Origin of the sequence: Pseudomonas sp. TWI923, from assembly GCF_039673365.1 — a bacterium.
Lineage (GTDB): Bacteria > Pseudomonadota > Gammaproteobacteria > Pseudomonadales > Pseudomonadaceae > Aquipseudomonas > Aquipseudomonas sichuanensis.
In genome coordinates this window covers 44673-61431 of record NZ_JBDJLM010000030.1, presented here as the reverse complement: position 1 = coordinate 61431, position 16759 = coordinate 44673, and the positions used below count along the sequence as shown (strand labels likewise).

Here is a 16759-nt window from a genome sequence, read left to right as displayed (position 1 = left end):
GCCTTGTGCCGCGAAAGGGCCGCGAAGCGGCCCCGACGATTGATGTGGCAACGCTGATATCCGGGGACCGCTTTGCGGTCCTGTCGCGGCACAAGGCCGCTCCTACACCTATCGAGCCCGCCCATGCACAACCTGTTCACCGAAGCCAGCGCCCACGCGGGCCTGGCCCGCACCGTCGAGCAGCTCGGCCAGCCGCGCTTCTGGCGCCAGTTGATGCTGCTGTTGCAGCACTGGGTGCCGTTCGACAATGCCCTGGCGATGTTCTACCCGCGCGCCGGCCTGCCGCGGGCGCTGGAGATCTTCGATGCCCGCGGCGAGGGCAACCCCGAGGCCATGGCCCTGTACCTGAGCGGGCTGTACCAGCTCGACCCCTTCTACCAGGCCTGCCAGGAAGGCATCGGCGCTGGCCTGCACCGCCTGGAAGAAGTGGCGCCGGACCAGTTCCGCCAGAGCGAGTACTACCTCACCTACTTCCACGACCATGTGCTGGAAGACGAAATGCAGTTCATCGTGCAACTGGGCGACAGCGGCGCCCTGTCGCTGTCGCTGGGCAGCCGCCAGCGCTTCGCGGCGGCGCAGCATGGCGTGCTGGTAATGGTCTGCCCGTGGGTGTTGGCGCTGCTCGGCCAGCACTGGCAACAGCAAAGCCAGCGCCCGGCCCCGGCGATGGCCAGCCAGGTACGCGATGCCATGAGCCTGTTCGGCGCCAAGGTGCTGTCGGAGCGCGAGCTGGAGATCGCCCGGCTGGTGTTGCGGGGGTATTCGTCAAAGGCCATGGCCGAACGGCTGGCGATCTCGCCGGAGACGGTCAAGGTGCATCGGCGGCACCTTTACGCCAAGCTGGATATTTCGTCACAGTCGGAGTTGTTTTCGTTGTTCCTGCAGTCGCTGGGGCACGATCCGCAGGATCCGTGAGGGCCAAAGGGTTAAAGTGAAACCACCTCGGCCAGAAGGCGCGCACCCAAGGTAAAAATGCAGCCCCACCCTGCAGATTTGCCAATTGTGCAAGGTAAATTCGCATGACAGGATCCTGCGACCCGCCCGCGCATTCCAGGCTTCACTTGGAAAATCAATAACAAAGCAGGGAGAACGCGATGACCGCGCACGCTCACACCTCGGCAACGGATCATGTACTGGCCGAGGTCCGTAACCATATCGGCCACCTCACACTCAACCGCCCCGCCGGCCTCAATGCCCTCACTCTCGACATGGTTCGCAGCCTGCAAAAACACCTGCATCGCTGGGCCCAGGACGCCGACGTGCAGGCCGTGGTGCTGCGCGGCGAAGGGCCGAAGGGCTTCTGCGCCGGTGGCGATATCCGCTCACTGCATGACAGCTACAAGGCCGGCCAGCGCCTGCACCTGGACTTCTTCGAAGAGGAATACGCCCTCGACCTGTGCATCCACCGTTACCGCAAGCCGGTCATGGTGCTGATGGACGGCTTCACCCTGGGCGGTGGCATGGGCCTGGCCCAGGGCTGCGACCTGCGTATCGTCACCGAGCGCAGCCGCCTGGGGATGCCCGAGGTGGGCATCGGCTACTTCCCCGATGTCGGCGGCAGCTACTTCCTGCCACGCGTGCCCGGCGAGCTGGGTATCTACCTGGGCGTCAGCGGCATCCAGATAAAGGCCGCCGACGCCTTGTACTGCGGCCTCGCCAACTGGTACCTGGACAGCGACAAACTGGCCGCCCTGGATGAGGGGCTCGACCGCCTGGCATTCGGCGACCACCCGCTCAAGGACCTGCAAGGCCTGCTCGCACGGCTTGGCACCCAGACCCTGGGCGATGCGCCGCTGGCCAGGCTGCGCCCGGTGATCGACCACTTCTTCGCCCTGCCCGACCTGCCCAGCATCATCGAGCAGCTGCGCGCGGTGAGCATCGGTGACAGCCACCAATGGGCGCTGGACACCGCCGAGCTGCTACAGACCCGCTCGCCGCTGGCCATGGCCGTGACCCTGGAGCTGTTGCGTCGTGGCCGCCACCTGGCGCTGGAAGACTGCTTCGCCATGGAGCTGCACATCGACCGCCAGTGGTTCGACCACGGCGACATCATCGAGGGCGTGCGCGCCCTGATCATCGACAAGGACAAGCAACCACGCTGGAACCCGCCGACCCTGGCGGCGCTCAATGCCCAGCGGGTCGACCAATTCTTCGAAGGCCTGTAAGGCCGGGAGTACGCAGATGCAAGACCTGGAACTGAGCGAAGAACAGATCATGATCCGCGACATGGCGCGGGATTTCGCCCGTGGCGAGATCGCGCCCCACGCCCAGGCCTGGGAAAAGGCCGGCTGGATCGATGACGAGGTGGTACGCAAGATGGGCGAGCTGGGCCTGCTCGGCATGGTCGCCCCGGAACAGTTCGGCGGCAGCTACACCGACTACGTCGCCTATGCCCTGGCGGTGGAGGAAATCTCGGCCGGTGACGGCGCCATAGGGGCGCTGATGAGCATTCACAACTCGGTGGGCTGCGGCCCGCTGCTGGCCTACGGCAACCCTGAGCAACAACAGGCCTGGCTGCCGAAACTGGCCAGCGGTGAAGTGATCGGCTGCTTCTGCCTGACCGAACCCCAGGCGGGTTCCGAAGCCCACAACCTGCGCACCCGCGCCGAGCTGGTCGATGGCCAGTGGGTGATCAACGGTGCCAAGCAGTTCGTCAGCAACGCCCGCCGCGCCAAGCTGGCCATCGTGTTCGCGGTGACCGACCCGGAGCTGGGCAAGAAAGGCCTGTCGGCGTTCCTGGTACCCACCGACAACCCGGGGTTCAAGGTCGACCGCAGCGAACACAAGATGGGGATCCGCGCTTCCGACACTTGCGCGGTCACCCTGGACAACTGCCGTATCCCTGCCGCCAACCTGCTGGGTGAGCGTGGCAAGGGGTTGGCAATCGCCTTGTCCAACCTCGAAGGTGGGCGCATCGGCATCGCCGCCCAGGCCCTGGGCATCGCCCGCGCGGCGTTCGAGGCGGCGCTGCTGTATTCCCGTGACCGCATCCAGTTCGGCAAGCCGATCAACGAGCACCAGAGCATCGCTAACCTGCTGGCCGACATGCAGGTGCAGATCAACGCTGCGCGCTTGCTGATCCTGCATGCCGCGCGGCTGCGCACGGCCGGCAAGCCGTGTTTGTCGGAGGCCTCCCAGGCCAAGTTGTTCGCCTCGGAAATGGCTGAGCGGGTGTGCTCGATGGCGATCCAGGTGCACGGTGGGTACGGCTACCTGGAGGACTACCCGGTAGAGAAGTACTACCGCGATGCGCGGATTACCCAGATCTACGAAGGGTCGAGCGAGATCCAGCGCATGCTGATTGCGCGGGAGTTGAAGCACTACGCCCTTTGAATGCGCCGCGCGCCCCCTGTAGGAGCGGCCCTTTCGCGGCACAAGGCCGCTCCTACAGGGGCGCGCAAAGTCTTCCAACAGCTAGACTCAATGGGCAACGCCCGCACCGCAACGCACGGCAAGGGCCATACAGATCAGGCATGAACGGGGGGCTGCCACACGTGGAGGTGTGCGATGAGCCAGTTCAAGCGTTTGTTCGTCATGCTCGGCCCGCAGATGCGCTACAGCCCTGCCCTGCAACGGGCCGCGGCACTGGCCGAGTCCAGCGGGGCCCTGCTGGACATCAATGTATTCGTCGACGACGTCGATACCTTCGGGCTGATGAGCGATGGCCGCGAGCGCGAACGGCTGCTCGCCGATAACCGGCAATGGCTGGCGGATGCGAAGGAGCAACTGGCCGACAACGGGCTGGATGTGTCGACCGAGCTGCTGCTGACCCGCGACCCGCTAGGCAGCGCAGTCGAACAGATCGAACGCCTGGGCTGCGACCTGTTGATCAAGGACGTGCAGCACGAACCGGTGCTCAAGCGCCTGCTGGTCACGCCACTGGACTGGCAACTGCTCAAGGACAGCCCGGTGGCCGTGCACCTGGTCAGCGATGTCCGCCTGCCCTTGCCCCGCCAGATCGCCGCAGCGGTCGACCTCAACCTGCACGGCGCCGGCGAGCACCTGGACGACCAGGTGTTCCGCAGCGCCCATGCCCTGGCCCTGCAGTGCAACGCCGAACTGCACCTGCTACACGTGTGCGACGCGGCAAAAACCCATATCGCCGACTTCGGCGCCGGCACCGTGACCATGCCCGGCTTCGAAGGCAGCGTGCGCGCCGCCCAGCGCGCGGCCTTCAACCGCCTGGGCGATCACTATGAGATCGCCCTGGAGCGCAGGCATTTCCTCGAGGGGCCGGCGATCAAGGCGATCGCCCAGTACGTCAGCCACAGCCGCATCGACGTGATCGTCATGGGCACTCACCGGCATGATGCGCTGCACACCTTCCTCGGCGGGACGACGTCGCACGTGCTGGAGCACCCGCTGTGCAACGTGCTGGCGATCAAGGCAGTGCGTTGAGCGGGGACAAATTGGTTTGCCCCGCAGTGGCTCAGAAGCCCTTGCTGTAGAACAGCGAATACGACTCGATGCCGTCGTTGGGCTGCTTGATGCCGGCGTTGGAGTAATGCATGGCGCGGATGCCGATCTTCTGATCAGCCGGCAGTTTCAGACCAAAGCCGATGCGGTCTTCAAAGTTGACCGCAGAGCCCAGGCGCTGGTCGCCGACCTCGGTCTTGGAGAACGCCGCCAGGCCGATGCCGGCCTCGATGAACGGGGTATAGGTGAAGCCGCTGAACTCATAAACGAACACCGGGCTGAATGACAGCGAATGGGCGCCGCTGTAGTCGCCACCTTCCCAGTAGGTGTAGGCCGCATCCCAATAACCCGTCAGGTGGCCTGCACTGCTTTCCAGCCAACGCTTGTCCCAGTCGAACGACGCACCGAGACGGTAGGTCATGTCGCCCTGGCTAGTGGCACCGACTGCGCCGGACAGCTGTGCGGCCTGAGCCAGGTTGGCGCCGGCGAACGCCAGCACGAAAGCGGCCAGGGAACTGGCAAGACGGGTGTTCATCAATGACTACTCCTGAAGGTCTTCACGAACAGGCCCGGCCTGACGTGCGCAGGCCTGCGGCAAATGGGGGCTTGGGCCCCTCGTTATGCACCCGTGAGCTGGCGCATCCAACCAGGTCACAAGTGGTAATAGTTTTCGCGATTATTGTCTGAACACGCCACAGGTTGGAAGTACTTTGCCACTACTGGCCAACGCCTCGTTCAGTCATAGACCGATTCTTCATGCTCGCCCAGCAACCGCCGCTGGCGCGGCGTGGCCGCAGCGAGCACCTCGGGGTTGAAACGCCAGGTGAGATAGGGCGAGAACTTCTGCGCCACCATGCGTCGGCCGTAATGCACCTGCAGCATGTCGCGCACCCGCTCGGCACTGCGATTGGCGCCGCCGCTGTGCCAGACATCACTGCGCATCACCAGCGCGTCCCCCGCCTGGCACAGCACCGGGCGCAGGCCCTGCCCTTGCCAGTTGTCCTCGCCCGGCTGGGGGGCGCGACCTGCGCTGTGGCTACCGGGGATGATCAGGGTCGGCCCCACTTGCAGGTCGATATCGCACAGATACAGCTGCGCGGTGAGAATCTGCGCGGGCAGGCGCAAGCGACCGCGCAGCTCGGCCGGCAATGCCATGGGCAGATGGTCCAGGTGCAGGCCCATGCCCGGGTAGCCTGGGTGGCTGCGCCAGGCGGTCTGGCCGATGACGTGGCAGTCGCTGCCCAGCACCGCTTCGGCCAGTTCGATCAAAGGTGGCAGGTCGAGAAACGGCAACCACAGCGGGTCGCGGTTGAACACACACTTGTAGTGTTCGAGCAGGCCCTGATAGTCCCAATGCAGCGGTTGCAGGGCGTCGATGGCACCGCGCAGCAAAGCGATGCGCGCGGGGTCGAGCACGCCGGGTATCAGGGCGAAGCCCTGCTCGTGGAGGGACTCAAGCGGGTTCATCAGTGTCCCTCCACGGGCCATGAGCACATTTGTACTCTTGTTTGCTCAGCGCCAGTTCAGGTCCACCCGTGCCGGCGACTTGCCGTCGACATTGACCTGCTGCTGCACGCTCTGGCCTTCGGCATTGCCCGTCACACGGTAGTGCCCAGGTGGCAGCTGCACGAAGATCAGTGGCCCGACGTCTTGCAAGGCCAGCACCGACTTGCCTTGGGCAGACTGGATGTCCAGCGCCGCGCCGCTCTGGAACTTGCCTTCGGCACCGGTCGACAGGGTGATGTGCAGGTCGTAGCCGGGAGTACGGCGCAAGGCGTTGGCCTCATCCTGGCCAATGCCGCCCTGCAGGTAGCGGATGCCGTTCTGCTCCTGCGGCTGCAGGTGCACGGCTTGTGGGTCGATGGGGGCGTTGAGGTCGGCGGCGGCGACCAAGGTCCAGGGCATGGCCAGGGTTACCAGCAATGCCGCGCAAAGCCCGTAGTGATGGGTACGCATGGTGCATTCCTCCCTTGGAGGGATGGTCTACACAGTTTTGATGCCTGGCTGCAGCGCGCGTTCGCGAGGTTTCAGACCGTTAGTCTGGGCATGGGCTGCGCCCGCTCCCACAGGCATAACGCCGTCTTACTGTAGGAGCGGCCTTGTGTCGCGAAAGGGGTGCGAAGCGCCCCCAGGATCGTAGATTCACCTCAAGATTGTTGGGGCTGCTGCGCAGCCCGTTCGCGACACAAGGCCGCTCCTACAGGTATCGTGCAGTACATGTGGGAGCCGGCTTGTCGTGGCGACGAACCGCGGCGATGAGGCCAGCACAGGCATCGCGCGCGGCATGCACTCAACCCGCCAGCGACTCGGCCCGACGCTCCTCGAGCAATTTGATGAACATGCTCAGGCTGCGCGACACCGTGCCCCGGCGCCACACCAGCCAGGTCTTGAGGTAACGGAAGTCCTCGGCCATCGGCCAGGCGCTGACCGTGCTGCAACCGGGCATGTTGTCGAGCATGCTGCGCGGCATCATCGCCAGGCCCGCGCCTGCGCTGACGCAGGCGAGCATGCCGTGGTAGGACTCCATTTCGTGGATTTTGCCCGGCACGGCCTGGTCGTGAACGAACCAGCTCTCGAAATGGTGGCGGTACGAGCAGTTGGCGCGGAACGCGTAGATGCTGGCACCGTTGACATCGCGAGCGCGGGTGACCGGCGCATGGTGCAGCGGTGCGATGACCATCATCTCCTCCTCGAACACCGGCATGCCTTCCAGCGTGGGGTGCAGCACCGGGCCATCGACGAAGGCGGCCACCAGGCGCCCGGACAGCACGCCTTCGAGCATGGTCCCCGACGGGCCGGTGGACAGGTCGAGGTCCACCTTGGGATAGCGCTGGTTGTAGGCCGCCAGCAACGCCGGGATGCGCACCGCCGCGGTACTCTCCAGCGAGCCCAGGGCGAAGGTGCCTTGCGGGTCCTCCCCCGCCACGGTCAGCCGCGCTTCGTGTACCAGGTCGAGGATGCGCCGGGTGTATTCGAGGAAATTCCAGCCGGCCGGCGACAGGCGCAGACGGCTCTTCTCGCGGATGAACAGTTCGACGCCGAGGTCTTCTTCGAGCTGCTTGATACGGGTGGTCAGGTTCGACGGCACCCGGTGGATGTGCTGGGCGGCAGCGCTGATGCTGCCGTGCTCGGCCACCGCCTTGAAGATCTCCAGTTGCACCAGGTCCACAGGTCATTCTCCAAACGTGAATGTTTCGCTCATTATTATTCAGTTTTCATTAAAGCGCGCCACCACTAGTCTGGGCTCACCCCTTCAAAACAATGAGAGTCCTGCCATGAGCGAGATCAGCAGCCTGACCCACGCCATCTCCGTCGACCCCTACACCGGCGAGCAGATCGGCCACTATGCCTTCGACACCGACGCCGCACTGGAAGCGGCGCTGCAACGCGCCAAGGTTGGCTACAACCAGTGGCGCAAGGTGTCGCTGGGTCAGCGCAGCGAATACCTGATCGCCCTGGCCAACGCCCTGCAGGCCAACGCCGAAGCCTTCGCCCAGATGATCGCCCGCGAGATCGGCAAGCCGATTAGCCAGGCCCGTGGCGAAGTCGCCAAGTGCGTCGGCCTGTGCCAGTGGTACGCCGAACACGGCCCGGCCATGCTCGCCGCCGAGCCTACGCAGATCGAGAAAGCCCGTATCGAATACCGCCCGCTGGGCCCGATCCTCGCCGTGATGCCGTGGAACTTCCCGATCTGGCAGGTGCTGCGTGGCGCCGTGCCCGCCCTGCTGGCCGGCAACACCTACGTGCTCAAGCACGCCCCCAACGTGATGGGCAGCGCCTACCTGCTGGCCGACCTGTTCAAGCGTGCCGCCCTGCCTGAAGGCGTGTTCGAAGTGCTCAACGTCACCCCTGAGGGCGTGACCCGCGCCATCAACGACCCGCGCATCGCCGCCATCACCCTCACCGGCAGCGTGCGCGCCGGCATGGCCATCGGTGCACAGGCCGGTGCCGCGCTGAAGAAGTGCGTGCTGGAGCTGGGCGGCTCGGACCCGTTCATCGTGCTGGCCGACGCCGACCTGGACGCCGCCGTGAAGGCTGCCGTGATCGGTCGCTACCAGAACACCGGCCAGGTCTGCGCCGCGGCCAAGCGCCTGATCGTCGAAGAAAGCATCGTCGAGGCATTCACCGCCAAGTTCGTCGAGGCCACCCGTGCGCTCAAGGTAGGCAACCCGCTCCAGGACGACACCTATATCGGCCCAATGGCCCGCTATGACCTGCGCGACGAGCTCGACGGCCAAGTGCAGGCCACGCTGGCCGAAGGCGCCACCCTGCTGCTGGGCGGCCACAAGGTCGAAGGCGCGGCCAACTTCTACGCCCCGACCGTGTTCGCCAACGTCACCCCGGACATGACCGCGTTCAAGCAGGAGCTGTTCGGCCCGGTAGCGGCAATCATCACTGCCCGTGACGCCGAGCATGCGGTGGAACTGGCCAATGACAGCGACTTTGGCCTGACCGCGACCATCTACACCGCCGACTACGCCCTGGCCGAGCGCATGACCAGCGCACTGGACACCGGTGGCGTGTTCATCAACGGCTACTGCGCTTCCGACCCCCGTGTGGCCTTCGGCGGCGTGAAGAAGAGTGGTTTCGGCCGCGAGCTGTCGCACTTTGGTGTGCGTGAGTTCACCAATGCCCAGACTGTGTGGCTGGATCGTACATAACTCGTATCAGCGATCGCAGTTATATGAAGTGGCTTACTCAGGCCTGTAGTATTAGCCTGCCCTGATTAGCACATATTGGTATAAAGGCCCAAGCATACATGCGAGGGCCTTCTGCACAGGACTCCCTGGGCGTCCCGATCATCGCCCCCACATACGCACAATTAGAACAATACCTCGTTACGTTTATTCCTCCCGCCTAGCCAAGCCCCCTGATTCATCGAAGTTTCAACTGTCAGTTTTACCAGTTTCCATTTTCTCCTCCCTGGCGAATCATCCCTGTACCCCCACTTCAGCGGAGTACCCTGGATGAGCAATGCCATAAAAGCGCTTTCTTCCCAGGCGTTGCGGTTTACCGTCAAGAAGGCAGCAATGACGTTACCAGTGCCTGGCGTACTTGAGGCACTTAACAACGCGCTGAGCCCTTACGACGCACGCAACGGCGCCACGGTGCGCATCGCCTATGACAGGCTCGCCAGCGACCTTCTATGGGTGGCCTGGTCCATCGTTGGCCAGGGCGAGGTCTGGCGAAGTCAGGGCCAGCCTTACCCGGGCACCGGCCATGTCGATATCAGGGTACCGCCCCACGTGATAGCCCTCAGCCTGCGCAAGCAAATCGAGGTGCGCTACGGCGTCGTGCGTGATGGGCAAGAGGCACTGTCCCCTGCACTCCGGCTGACCGTAGGTGATTTTTTACCGGGGCAACTGCCCGTGCCGAGCGTGCCTGAGGCTGACCAGCAGACCGGTGAATTGAACCTGGGCAACTTCGTTGGCGATGCCCATGTCCATATTGCTGCCTGGCCACTGATTGCCGAGGGCCAGCGCTATTGGATTATCGGCCAAGCAGTGCTCGCAGATGGCACGCCTTATCAAATACCCATCAGCACCGGGCAATTGGTTACGGCTGCGGACGTTATAAATGGCGTTACCACTGCGCTGTCGAGAGTCGAGCTTGAAAAACTTCAGGACAATAGCGAGGTAAAAATCATGGCTAGCGTAACATTTGATGGATCTGAGAATTCTGCAGGTGCGACAAACCTGCCCCCTCGCATTGTGTCGATCATGGCGAGCGGTCAGATACCAGTGCTGGAGGAGTTCAACTCGCTTCCGCACGGTGGTCGTTGGGACAGCGGACAAACTATCAACTTTGAGCACATGTCCATAACGGTAGACTCAGGCGCAATATTTTGCGGGCATACTATTCCCAACCATAAATGTATACATAACAACTCCAGCGTCACCACATTTACCTGCCGCCCAAACAAGCCGGCCCGCGCCGTTGAATTGTTAGACGGTCTTTTTTGCGGCCACCATTACGCCAGCGGCACTGAACTTACATTCTACAGCGACACACAAGTACTTGGGCGTATTGTGACCACACTCCACAAATTCACTTTCTATGCAACTGACAGCAATCCAATCACTCACTTCACGTGCGGAATAGGTGGGTTTCATATATATGCAATACTCGTAGCTTAAACTCCACATGAGATGTTTCTCGAAGCTCCCGTGCAAAGCAGGCCTGCAACAACGAAATGGCACTCGCCCGCAGTAGCGTAAAGAAGCGCGACTTCAGGCGCGAGCTGTCGCACTTTGGCGTGCGTGAGTGCACCCATGCACAGACGGTGTGACGGGATCGCAACTGAGTCATCGACAAGGGCCGCAATGCGGCCCTTGTCGCCATCTGGGCTGCAATCACGCGCTGATCTGTATCTTGTCTCGCGGCCATCCAGGTCAATAAGTGGGAGCGGCGGTTCGCCGCTGCGATTCACCCGCGAACGCGGGCATACACCGAGGTGTCATCTTCGCGGGTAAACCCGCTCCCACAGGTACTGTGCAATCCTGGGCAATGCACGCCCCCTGTGGGAGCGGCTTTAGCCGCGAAGCAGACGACACCGTGCATGGCACCGGCTTCGCCGGTGTTCGCGGCTAAAGCCGCTCCCACAGTTCCAGGGGCTAGGCACCGCGCGCGCGCCTGAGTGTCTCGCTCGGCAACTCGCGAAACAGCTGCCGATAACTCTCGGAAAACCGCCCCAGGTGCCAGAACGACCAGCGCATGGCCACCTCGGCCACGGTCGCATCCCCGGCCAGAAGATCCCGCCGAGCCCCGTTGAGCCTGCGCAGGCGCAACCAATGCGCCGGCGGCAGGTTGGTAAAGCCCTTGAACGCCTGCTGCAACTGACGCACGGAAACCCCGGCAACCTTGGCCAACTGCACCAGGTTGAGGGTCTCGTCGGGGCAATCGGCCGCCCATTCACTGACCCTGCGCATGATCGCCCGTTCCTCGTCGCGCCGGCCCAGGGCATCGCCTTGTAAACGCTGCCCGGCGTTGTCGAGAATGAACAGGCAGTCCTCCAGCAACTGCTCCGCCAGCGCCCTGCCCTCCAGCGGGCAATCGGCCTGGCCCAGGCGGGTCAGGGTGGCGCTCAGCCAGTTGCCGAACAAGGCATTCTGCTGACAGCTCAGCGGCACCATGAACAGCCCGCGCAAGCGCTCCACATCCAACCCGTGGCTGGCCAGGAACGGTTGCTCGAACACCACCGCCACCTCCTGGTAGTTCTCCGGGGTGATCCAGATGTTGCGGCTGTCTTCGTTGAGCAGGTACAGGCTGTTCTCGCTGCGGTCGAAACAGAACGCCAGGGCGCCGCTGGGGGCACGGAAGAACTGTTCGACACGTGTGTTCAGGCGCTCCTCGTAAACCTCCACGCCCTCGAGCCCCAGCCAACGCAGCTGGCCGTTGAAATGCCCGGGGGACATCTGCCGGTACTGCTGCTGCCAGCCGGGGGTGACGCGGGTTTGTTCGGTCACATCGGTGGTGCGGAAATCCTGAACCTGCAAGGCGATTGGCGTTGTCACGCGCTGTCCTAGTTGCACTCTTTTGGTGCATTGACTGACGAAGAAAGTGGATAGATCAGCCCAGGGGGCTGCGCCCAAGATAGTCCTCAGCGTCACCTGTGGGAAGTGCCCTACGTGATGAGCGCCATGCTTCCCACCACAACTACCCAACCAAGAGGTTTGTATGAACGCCCCCTTCGATCAGCTGTCCACCTGGCTGAAAGAACACCGGATCACCGAAGTCGAATGCGTGATCAGCGACCTGACCGGCATCGCCCGCGGCAAGATCGCCCCCACCGCCAAGTTCCTCCACGAGCGCGGCATGCGCCTGCCCGAGAGCGTGCTGCTGCAGACCGTGACCGGCGACTACGTCGACGATGACATCTACTACAGCCTGCTCGACGCCGCCGACATCGACATGGTCTGCCGCCCCGACCCCACCGCGGTGTACCAGATCCCGTGGGCCATCGAACCCACCGCGATCGTGATTCACGACACCTTCGACAAGCAGGGCAACCCCATCGAGCTGTCGCCGCGCAACGTGCTGAAAAAGGTGCTCAAGCTTTACGCCGACAAGGGCTGGCAGCCAATCGTTGCGCCAGAGATGGAGTTCTACCTCACGCAGCGCTGTGAAGACCCGGACCTGCCACTGCAAGTGCCGCTGGGCCGCTCGGGCCGCGCCGAAAGTGGCCGGCAGTCGTTCTCCATCGACGCCGCCAACGAATTCGACCCGCTGTTCGAGGACGTCTACGACTGGTGCGAACTGCAAGGCCTGGACCTGGACACGCTGATCCACGAAGACGGCCCGGCGCAGATGGAGATCAACTTCCGCCATGGCGACGCACTGGACCTGGCCGACCAGATCACCGTGTTCAAACGCACCATGCGCGAGGCGGCGCTCAAGCACAACGTCACCGCCACCTTCATGGCCAAGCCGATCACCGACGAGCCGGGCAGTGCCATGCACCTGCACCAGAGCGTGGTCGACATCGCCACCGGCAAGCCGATCTTCGCCAACGAAGACGGCAGCATGAGCGAACTGTTCCTGCACCATATCGGCGGCCTGCAGAAATACATCCCCAAGCTGCTACCGATGTTCGCGCCCAACGTCAACTCGTTCCGCCGCTTCCTGCCCGACACTTCGGCGCCGGTGAATGTCGAGTGGGGTGAAGAAAACCGTACCGCCGGCCTGCGCGTGCCAACCTCCAGCCCTGAGGCGATGCGCGTGGAAAACCGCCTGCCGGGTGCCGATGCCAACCCGTACCTGGCCATCGCCGCGAGCCTGCTGTGCGGCTATATCGGCATGGTCGAGAAGCTCGAGCCGAGTGCGCCGGTGCAGGGCCGCGCTTACGAAAGGCGCAACCTGCGCCTGCCGATCACCATCGAGGACGCGTTGCAGCACATGGAAGATTGTGAAGTGGTGCAGCAGTACCTGGGCCAGCAGTTCGTCCAGGGCTACGTGGCGGTCAAGCGCGCCGAGCACGAGAACTTCAAGCGGGTGATCAGTTCGTGGGAGCGTGAGTTCCTGTTGCTGAGCGTGTAATCCGCCCCGGGGGGCGCTGCGCGCCCCTTTTCGCTGGCAAGCCAGCTCCCACAGTGATTGCGTTTCCATTGTGGGAGCCGGCTTGCCGGCGATGGGCTGCGCAGCAGCCCCTACACCACCGAATTCGAAGAACAAGACCAACGAGGTGTCGACATGCGTCATCCGCAAGCCCTGATCCCCGCAACCTTTGCCCTGCTGTTCGGCGCTGCCGTCCAGGCCCAGCCGACGGTGAGCGTGTACAACTGGACCGATTACATCGGTGATACCACCCTGGCGGACTTTCAGGCCAGCAGCGGGATCAAGGTGGTCTATGACGTGTTCGACTCCAATGAAACCCTGGAAGGCAAGCTGCTGGCCGGGCGCACCGGCTACGACGTGGTAGTGCCGTCCAACCATTTCCTCGCCCGCCAGGCCCAGGCCGGCGCGTTCCTGCCGCTGGACCGCAGCAAGCTGACAAACTGGCAGCACCTGGACCCGAAACTGCTCAAGCAGCTTGAGCAGAACGACCCGGGCAACCAGTACGCCGTGCCTTACCTGTGGGGCACCAACGGCATTGGCTACAACGTCGATAAAGTGAAGGCGGTGCTGGGCATCGACAGGATCGACTCCTGGGCCGTGCTGTTCGAGCCAGAGAACTTGAAGAAGCTCAAGCAGTGCGGCGTGGCGTTCATGGATTCCCCCGACGAACTGTTCCCGGCCATCCTCAACTACATGGGCATGAACCCGCGCAGCGAGAAGGCCGACGACTATAAAAAGGCCGAGGCACGGCTGCTGGAGCTGCGCCCCTATATCACCTACTTCCACTCCTCCAAGTACGTATCCGACCTGGCCAACGGTGACGTCTGCGTGGCCTTCGGTTACTCCGGCGATGTGTTCCAGGCCGCCCACCGTGCCGAAGAGGCCGGCAACGGCGTCAAGGTCGCCTACAGCATCCCCAAGGAAGGCAGCAACCTGTGGTTCGACCTGCTGGCCATCCCCAAGGATGCCAAGAACCCCGAGCAAGCCCTGGCGTTCATCAACTACCTGCTCGACCCCAAGGTGATCGCCAAGGTCAGCGCCACGGTCGGCTATGCCAACGCCAACCCGGATGCCAAGGCTGACATGGACCCGGCACTGGTGAACAACCCCGAGATCTACCCGCCCCAGGAGGTGCTGGACAAACTGTATGTCTCCACCATGCCCAGCCCGCCGATCCTGCGGCAGATGACCCGCTCCTGGAGCAAGATCAAGTCCAACCGCTGAGTCGAGCACGCCCATGCCTCACATGACTGAACACACCGCTTCCTACTACGCCGCCACGGCGCGCAAGGCAGCCCCCTACCCTGTGCTCGACCAGGACCTGCAAGCCGACGTGTGCGTGGTCGGCGGCGGCCTGACCGGGGTCAACGCCGCCCTGGAGCTGGCCGAACGCGGGCTCACGGTAATCCTGCTGGAGGCCCGGCGCATCGGCTGGGGCGCCAGCGGGCGCAACGGCGGCCAGCTGATCCGCGGCATCGGCCATGACGTTTCGGGCTTTGCCCGGAACGTCGGCCAGGACGGCGTGCGTTACCTCAAGCAGGCCGGCATCGACTCGGTGGCGCTGGTGGCCCGGCGCATCGAGCAGTACGGCATCGACTGCGACCTGCGCTGGGGCTTCTGCGAGCTGGCCAACACCCCGGCGCAGTTTGCCGCCTTCGAAGACGAGCAGCGCGAACTTGCCGACCTCGGCTACCGCCACCAGACCCGGCTGGTTGGCGCCGACCGTATGCATGAGATCGTCGCCAGCGACCAGTACGCCGGTGGCCTGGTGGACATGGGCTCGGGCCACCTGCACCCGCTCGACCTGGTCCAGGGCGAAGCCCGCGCCGCCCATGGCCTGGGCGTGAAGATCTTCGAGCAGAGCCCGGTGCTGCGCATCGAACATGGCAGCACCGTGACCCTGCACACCGCGCGCGGCAAGGTCCGCGCCCAGAGCCTGGTGCTGGGCTGCAACGCTCACCTCGACGAACTGGAACCGCGCCTGAGCGGCAAAGTGTTGCCTGCCGGCAGCTATGTAGTAGCCAGCGAACCGCTGCCCGAACACCTTGCCCGGGCGCTGATCCCGCAGAACATGGCGCTGTGCGACCAGAAAGTCGGCCTGGACTATTACCGCCTCACTGCCGACAACCGGCTGCTGTTCGGCGGCGCCTGCCACTACTCCGGGCGCGACCCGAAGGACATCGGCGCCTACATGCGGCCCAAGGTGCTCAAGGTGTTCCCACAGTTGGCCGATGTGCGCCTGGACTACCAATGGGGCGGCATGATCGGCATCACCGCCAACCGCTTCCCGCAGGTCGGCAGGCTCAGCCAGCACCCCAATGTGTTCTATGCCCAGGGCTATTCCGGGCACGGCCTGAACACTACGCACTGGACCGCGAAACTGCTGGCCGAGGCCATCGCCACCCAGGCCAGTTACGGGTTCGACGTATTCAGTTCGGTGCCCCACCTGACCTTCCCCGGCGGCAAGGCATTGCGCTCGCCGCTGCTGGCGCTGGGGATGCTGTGGTACCGGTTGCGTGAGGCGTTGGGCTGACGGCTTTTGCTCAAAGGATGGCTTGCAGGCCTTTGTCAGCGATGACATTGAGCAGTTTCAACGCAGGCCCCGCTGGACGTGTTTCGCCCTGCTCCCACTTGCGCACCGTGGAGGCGCTGGTATGCAGGTGCAGGGCGAACACCGGCTGGCTGAAATTGAGGGCTTCACGCAATTGCTTGATGTCTTGAGCGGTGAATGTCCGCACGGGCGCCGGGCAAATTGCTTCGAAATCCCGCAGCGTGACTTTGCCGACCGCGCCCGCCCGCTCCAGGGCACACAGGTCATCACGCAATGATTCAATGAGTTTGCTGGTCACAGTGGACCTCCATCAGTACACCGCAGCCCAAGGCCTTGGCCAACGCCTGCGGTGATAAATCCAGGAATACCTTGCCGGAGAACTGCAACGCTTTCTGCTCGTCAGGCGTTACATTCACCTGGTCGTTCTTTTTGAAGCCATGCAAAAACACATAGCGGCTGCCGATGCGGGCTGACAGCAACGTGCGGTAGCTGCCTCGCTTTCCGGCACCCTGTCCGGCGACGCGCTTTTTGAACAACAGCCCGCCGAGGCTGGCATCCACCAGGCCGCACTGCATTTCCTCGACAGCCTTGCACAGCACACAATCCGGGAGGTTCTCGCTGAGTTGCCAGCGAGCGAACGCCCTTCTTTTATAGACATCCATATCCAACGCTCCAAACCATACCCGTAAAGGGCATACTTTTCCAGCTTCCGTATTCAATGAAAAGTCGGCTGCTTCG

Annotated in this window: 16 protein-coding genes; 9 read left to right on the top strand and 7 right to left on the bottom strand. The window is 63.5% G+C overall.

Features of this window, described 5'->3' with window-relative positions:
• Window positions 1-123: 123 nt before the first annotated feature.
• The 4 genes from ABE459_RS13840 to ABE459_RS13825 all read left to right on the top strand — a co-directional run bounded on the left by ABE459_RS13840 (window position 124) and on the right by ABE459_RS13825 (window position 4398).
• Entirely contained in the window at window positions 124-915 is a 792-nt protein-coding gene (locus ABE459_RS13840) for a LuxR C-terminal-related transcriptional regulator (RefSeq protein WP_323830947.1), read from the top strand.
• 179 nt (window positions 916-1094) lie between these two features.
• Window positions 1095-2165 (top strand): enoyl-CoA hydratase/isomerase family protein, encoded by a 1071-nt coding sequence (locus ABE459_RS13835; protein WP_125463973.1) that lies wholly within the window; start codon window positions 1095-1097, stop codon window positions 2163-2165.
• 16 nt (window positions 2166-2181) lie between these two features.
• Window positions 2182-3333 (top strand): acyl-CoA dehydrogenase family protein, encoded by a 1152-nt coding sequence (locus ABE459_RS13830; RefSeq protein ID WP_125463972.1) that lies wholly within the window; start codon window positions 2182-2184, stop codon window positions 3331-3333.
• Between the two features lie 174 nt (window positions 3334-3507).
• Entirely contained in the window at window positions 3508-4398 is an 891-nt protein-coding gene (locus tag ABE459_RS13825; protein ID WP_258706497.1) for a universal stress protein, read from the top strand.
• 31 nt (window positions 4399-4429) lie between these two features.
• Here the strand turns inward: ABE459_RS13825 and ABE459_RS13820 are convergent, their stop codons facing one another.
• From ABE459_RS13820 to ABE459_RS13805, 4 genes are all read right to left on the bottom strand, one after another.
• Window positions 4430-4951 carry an acyloxyacyl hydrolase gene (locus ABE459_RS13820; protein ID WP_125463970.1) on the bottom strand — a complete coding sequence of 174 codons (522 nt, stop codon included), beginning with the start codon at window positions 4949-4951 and terminating at the stop codon, window positions 4430-4432.
• 200 nt (window positions 4952-5151) lie between these two features.
• Entirely contained in the window at window positions 5152-5883 is a 732-nt protein-coding gene (locus ABE459_RS13815) for a phytanoyl-CoA dioxygenase family protein (RefSeq protein ID WP_323830946.1), read from the bottom strand.
• 45 nt (window positions 5884-5928) lie between these two features.
• Window positions 5929-6372 (bottom strand): carboxypeptidase regulatory-like domain-containing protein, encoded by a 444-nt coding sequence (locus ABE459_RS13810; protein WP_125463968.1) that lies wholly within the window; start codon window positions 6370-6372, stop codon window positions 5929-5931.
• A gap of 334 nt (window positions 6373-6706) precedes the next feature.
• Entirely contained in the window at window positions 6707-7585 is an 879-nt protein-coding gene (locus ABE459_RS13805) for a LysR family transcriptional regulator (RefSeq protein WP_125463967.1), read from the bottom strand.
• Between the two features lie 106 nt (window positions 7586-7691).
• On the opposite strand from ABE459_RS13805, the gene ABE459_RS13800 reads away from it, so the two are divergent.
• Window positions 7692-9077 carry an aldehyde dehydrogenase family protein gene (locus ABE459_RS13800; RefSeq protein ID WP_323830945.1) on the top strand — a complete coding sequence of 462 codons (1386 nt, stop codon included), beginning with the start codon at window positions 7692-7694 and terminating at the stop codon, window positions 9075-9077.
• Between the two features lie 306 nt (window positions 9078-9383).
• Entirely contained in the window at window positions 9384-10553 is a 1170-nt protein-coding gene (locus tag ABE459_RS13795; RefSeq protein WP_323830944.1) for a hypothetical protein, read from the top strand.
• 477 nt (window positions 10554-11030) lie between these two features.
• Here the strand turns inward: ABE459_RS13795 and ABE459_RS13790 are convergent, their stop codons facing one another.
• The gene (locus ABE459_RS13790) at window positions 11031-11930 is read right to left on the bottom strand and encodes a helix-turn-helix domain-containing protein (protein ID WP_323830943.1); all 900 of its coding nucleotides are present in this window, start codon (window positions 11928-11930) and stop codon (window positions 11031-11033) included.
• Window positions 11931-12093: 163 nt separating this feature from the next.
• Here ABE459_RS13790 and ABE459_RS13785 point away from each other — a divergent pair, with 163 nt between their 5' ends.
• The 3 genes from ABE459_RS13785 (at window position 12094) to ABE459_RS13775 (ending at window position 16003) form a co-directional block, all read left to right on the top strand.
• Window positions 12094-13452, top strand: coding sequence for a glutamine synthetase family protein (locus ABE459_RS13785; protein ID WP_125463961.1), 1359 nt, complete (start codon window positions 12094-12096; stop codon window positions 13450-13452).
• Window positions 13453-13605: 153 nt separating this feature from the next.
• The gene (locus ABE459_RS13780) at window positions 13606-14694 is read left to right on the top strand and encodes a polyamine ABC transporter substrate-binding protein (RefSeq protein WP_258646426.1); all 1089 of its coding nucleotides are present in this window, start codon (window positions 13606-13608) and stop codon (window positions 14692-14694) included.
• A 13-nt stretch (window positions 14695-14707) separates the two neighbouring features.
• The gene (locus ABE459_RS13775; protein WP_323830942.1) at window positions 14708-16003 is read left to right on the top strand and encodes an FAD-binding oxidoreductase; all 1296 of its coding nucleotides are present in this window, start codon (window positions 14708-14710) and stop codon (window positions 16001-16003) included.
• Between the two features lie 10 nt (window positions 16004-16013).
• Here ABE459_RS13775 and ABE459_RS13770 read toward each other — a convergent pair whose 3' ends face one another.
• Together ABE459_RS13770 and ABE459_RS13765 are read right to left on the bottom strand one after the other, a co-directional pair.
• On the bottom strand, window positions 16014-16319 hold the full coding sequence (locus tag ABE459_RS13770) for a DNA-binding transcriptional regulator (RefSeq protein WP_323830941.1): 306 nt from the start codon (window positions 16317-16319) through the stop codon (window positions 16014-16016).
• Window positions 16300-16683 carry a type II toxin-antitoxin system RelE/ParE family toxin gene (locus ABE459_RS13765; RefSeq protein ID WP_258706488.1) on the bottom strand — a complete coding sequence of 128 codons (384 nt, stop codon included), beginning with the start codon at window positions 16681-16683 and terminating at the stop codon, window positions 16300-16302. Before ABE459_RS13765 ends, ABE459_RS13770 begins: the two co-directional genes overlap by 20 nt.
• Window positions 16684-16759 lie beyond the last annotated feature (76 nt).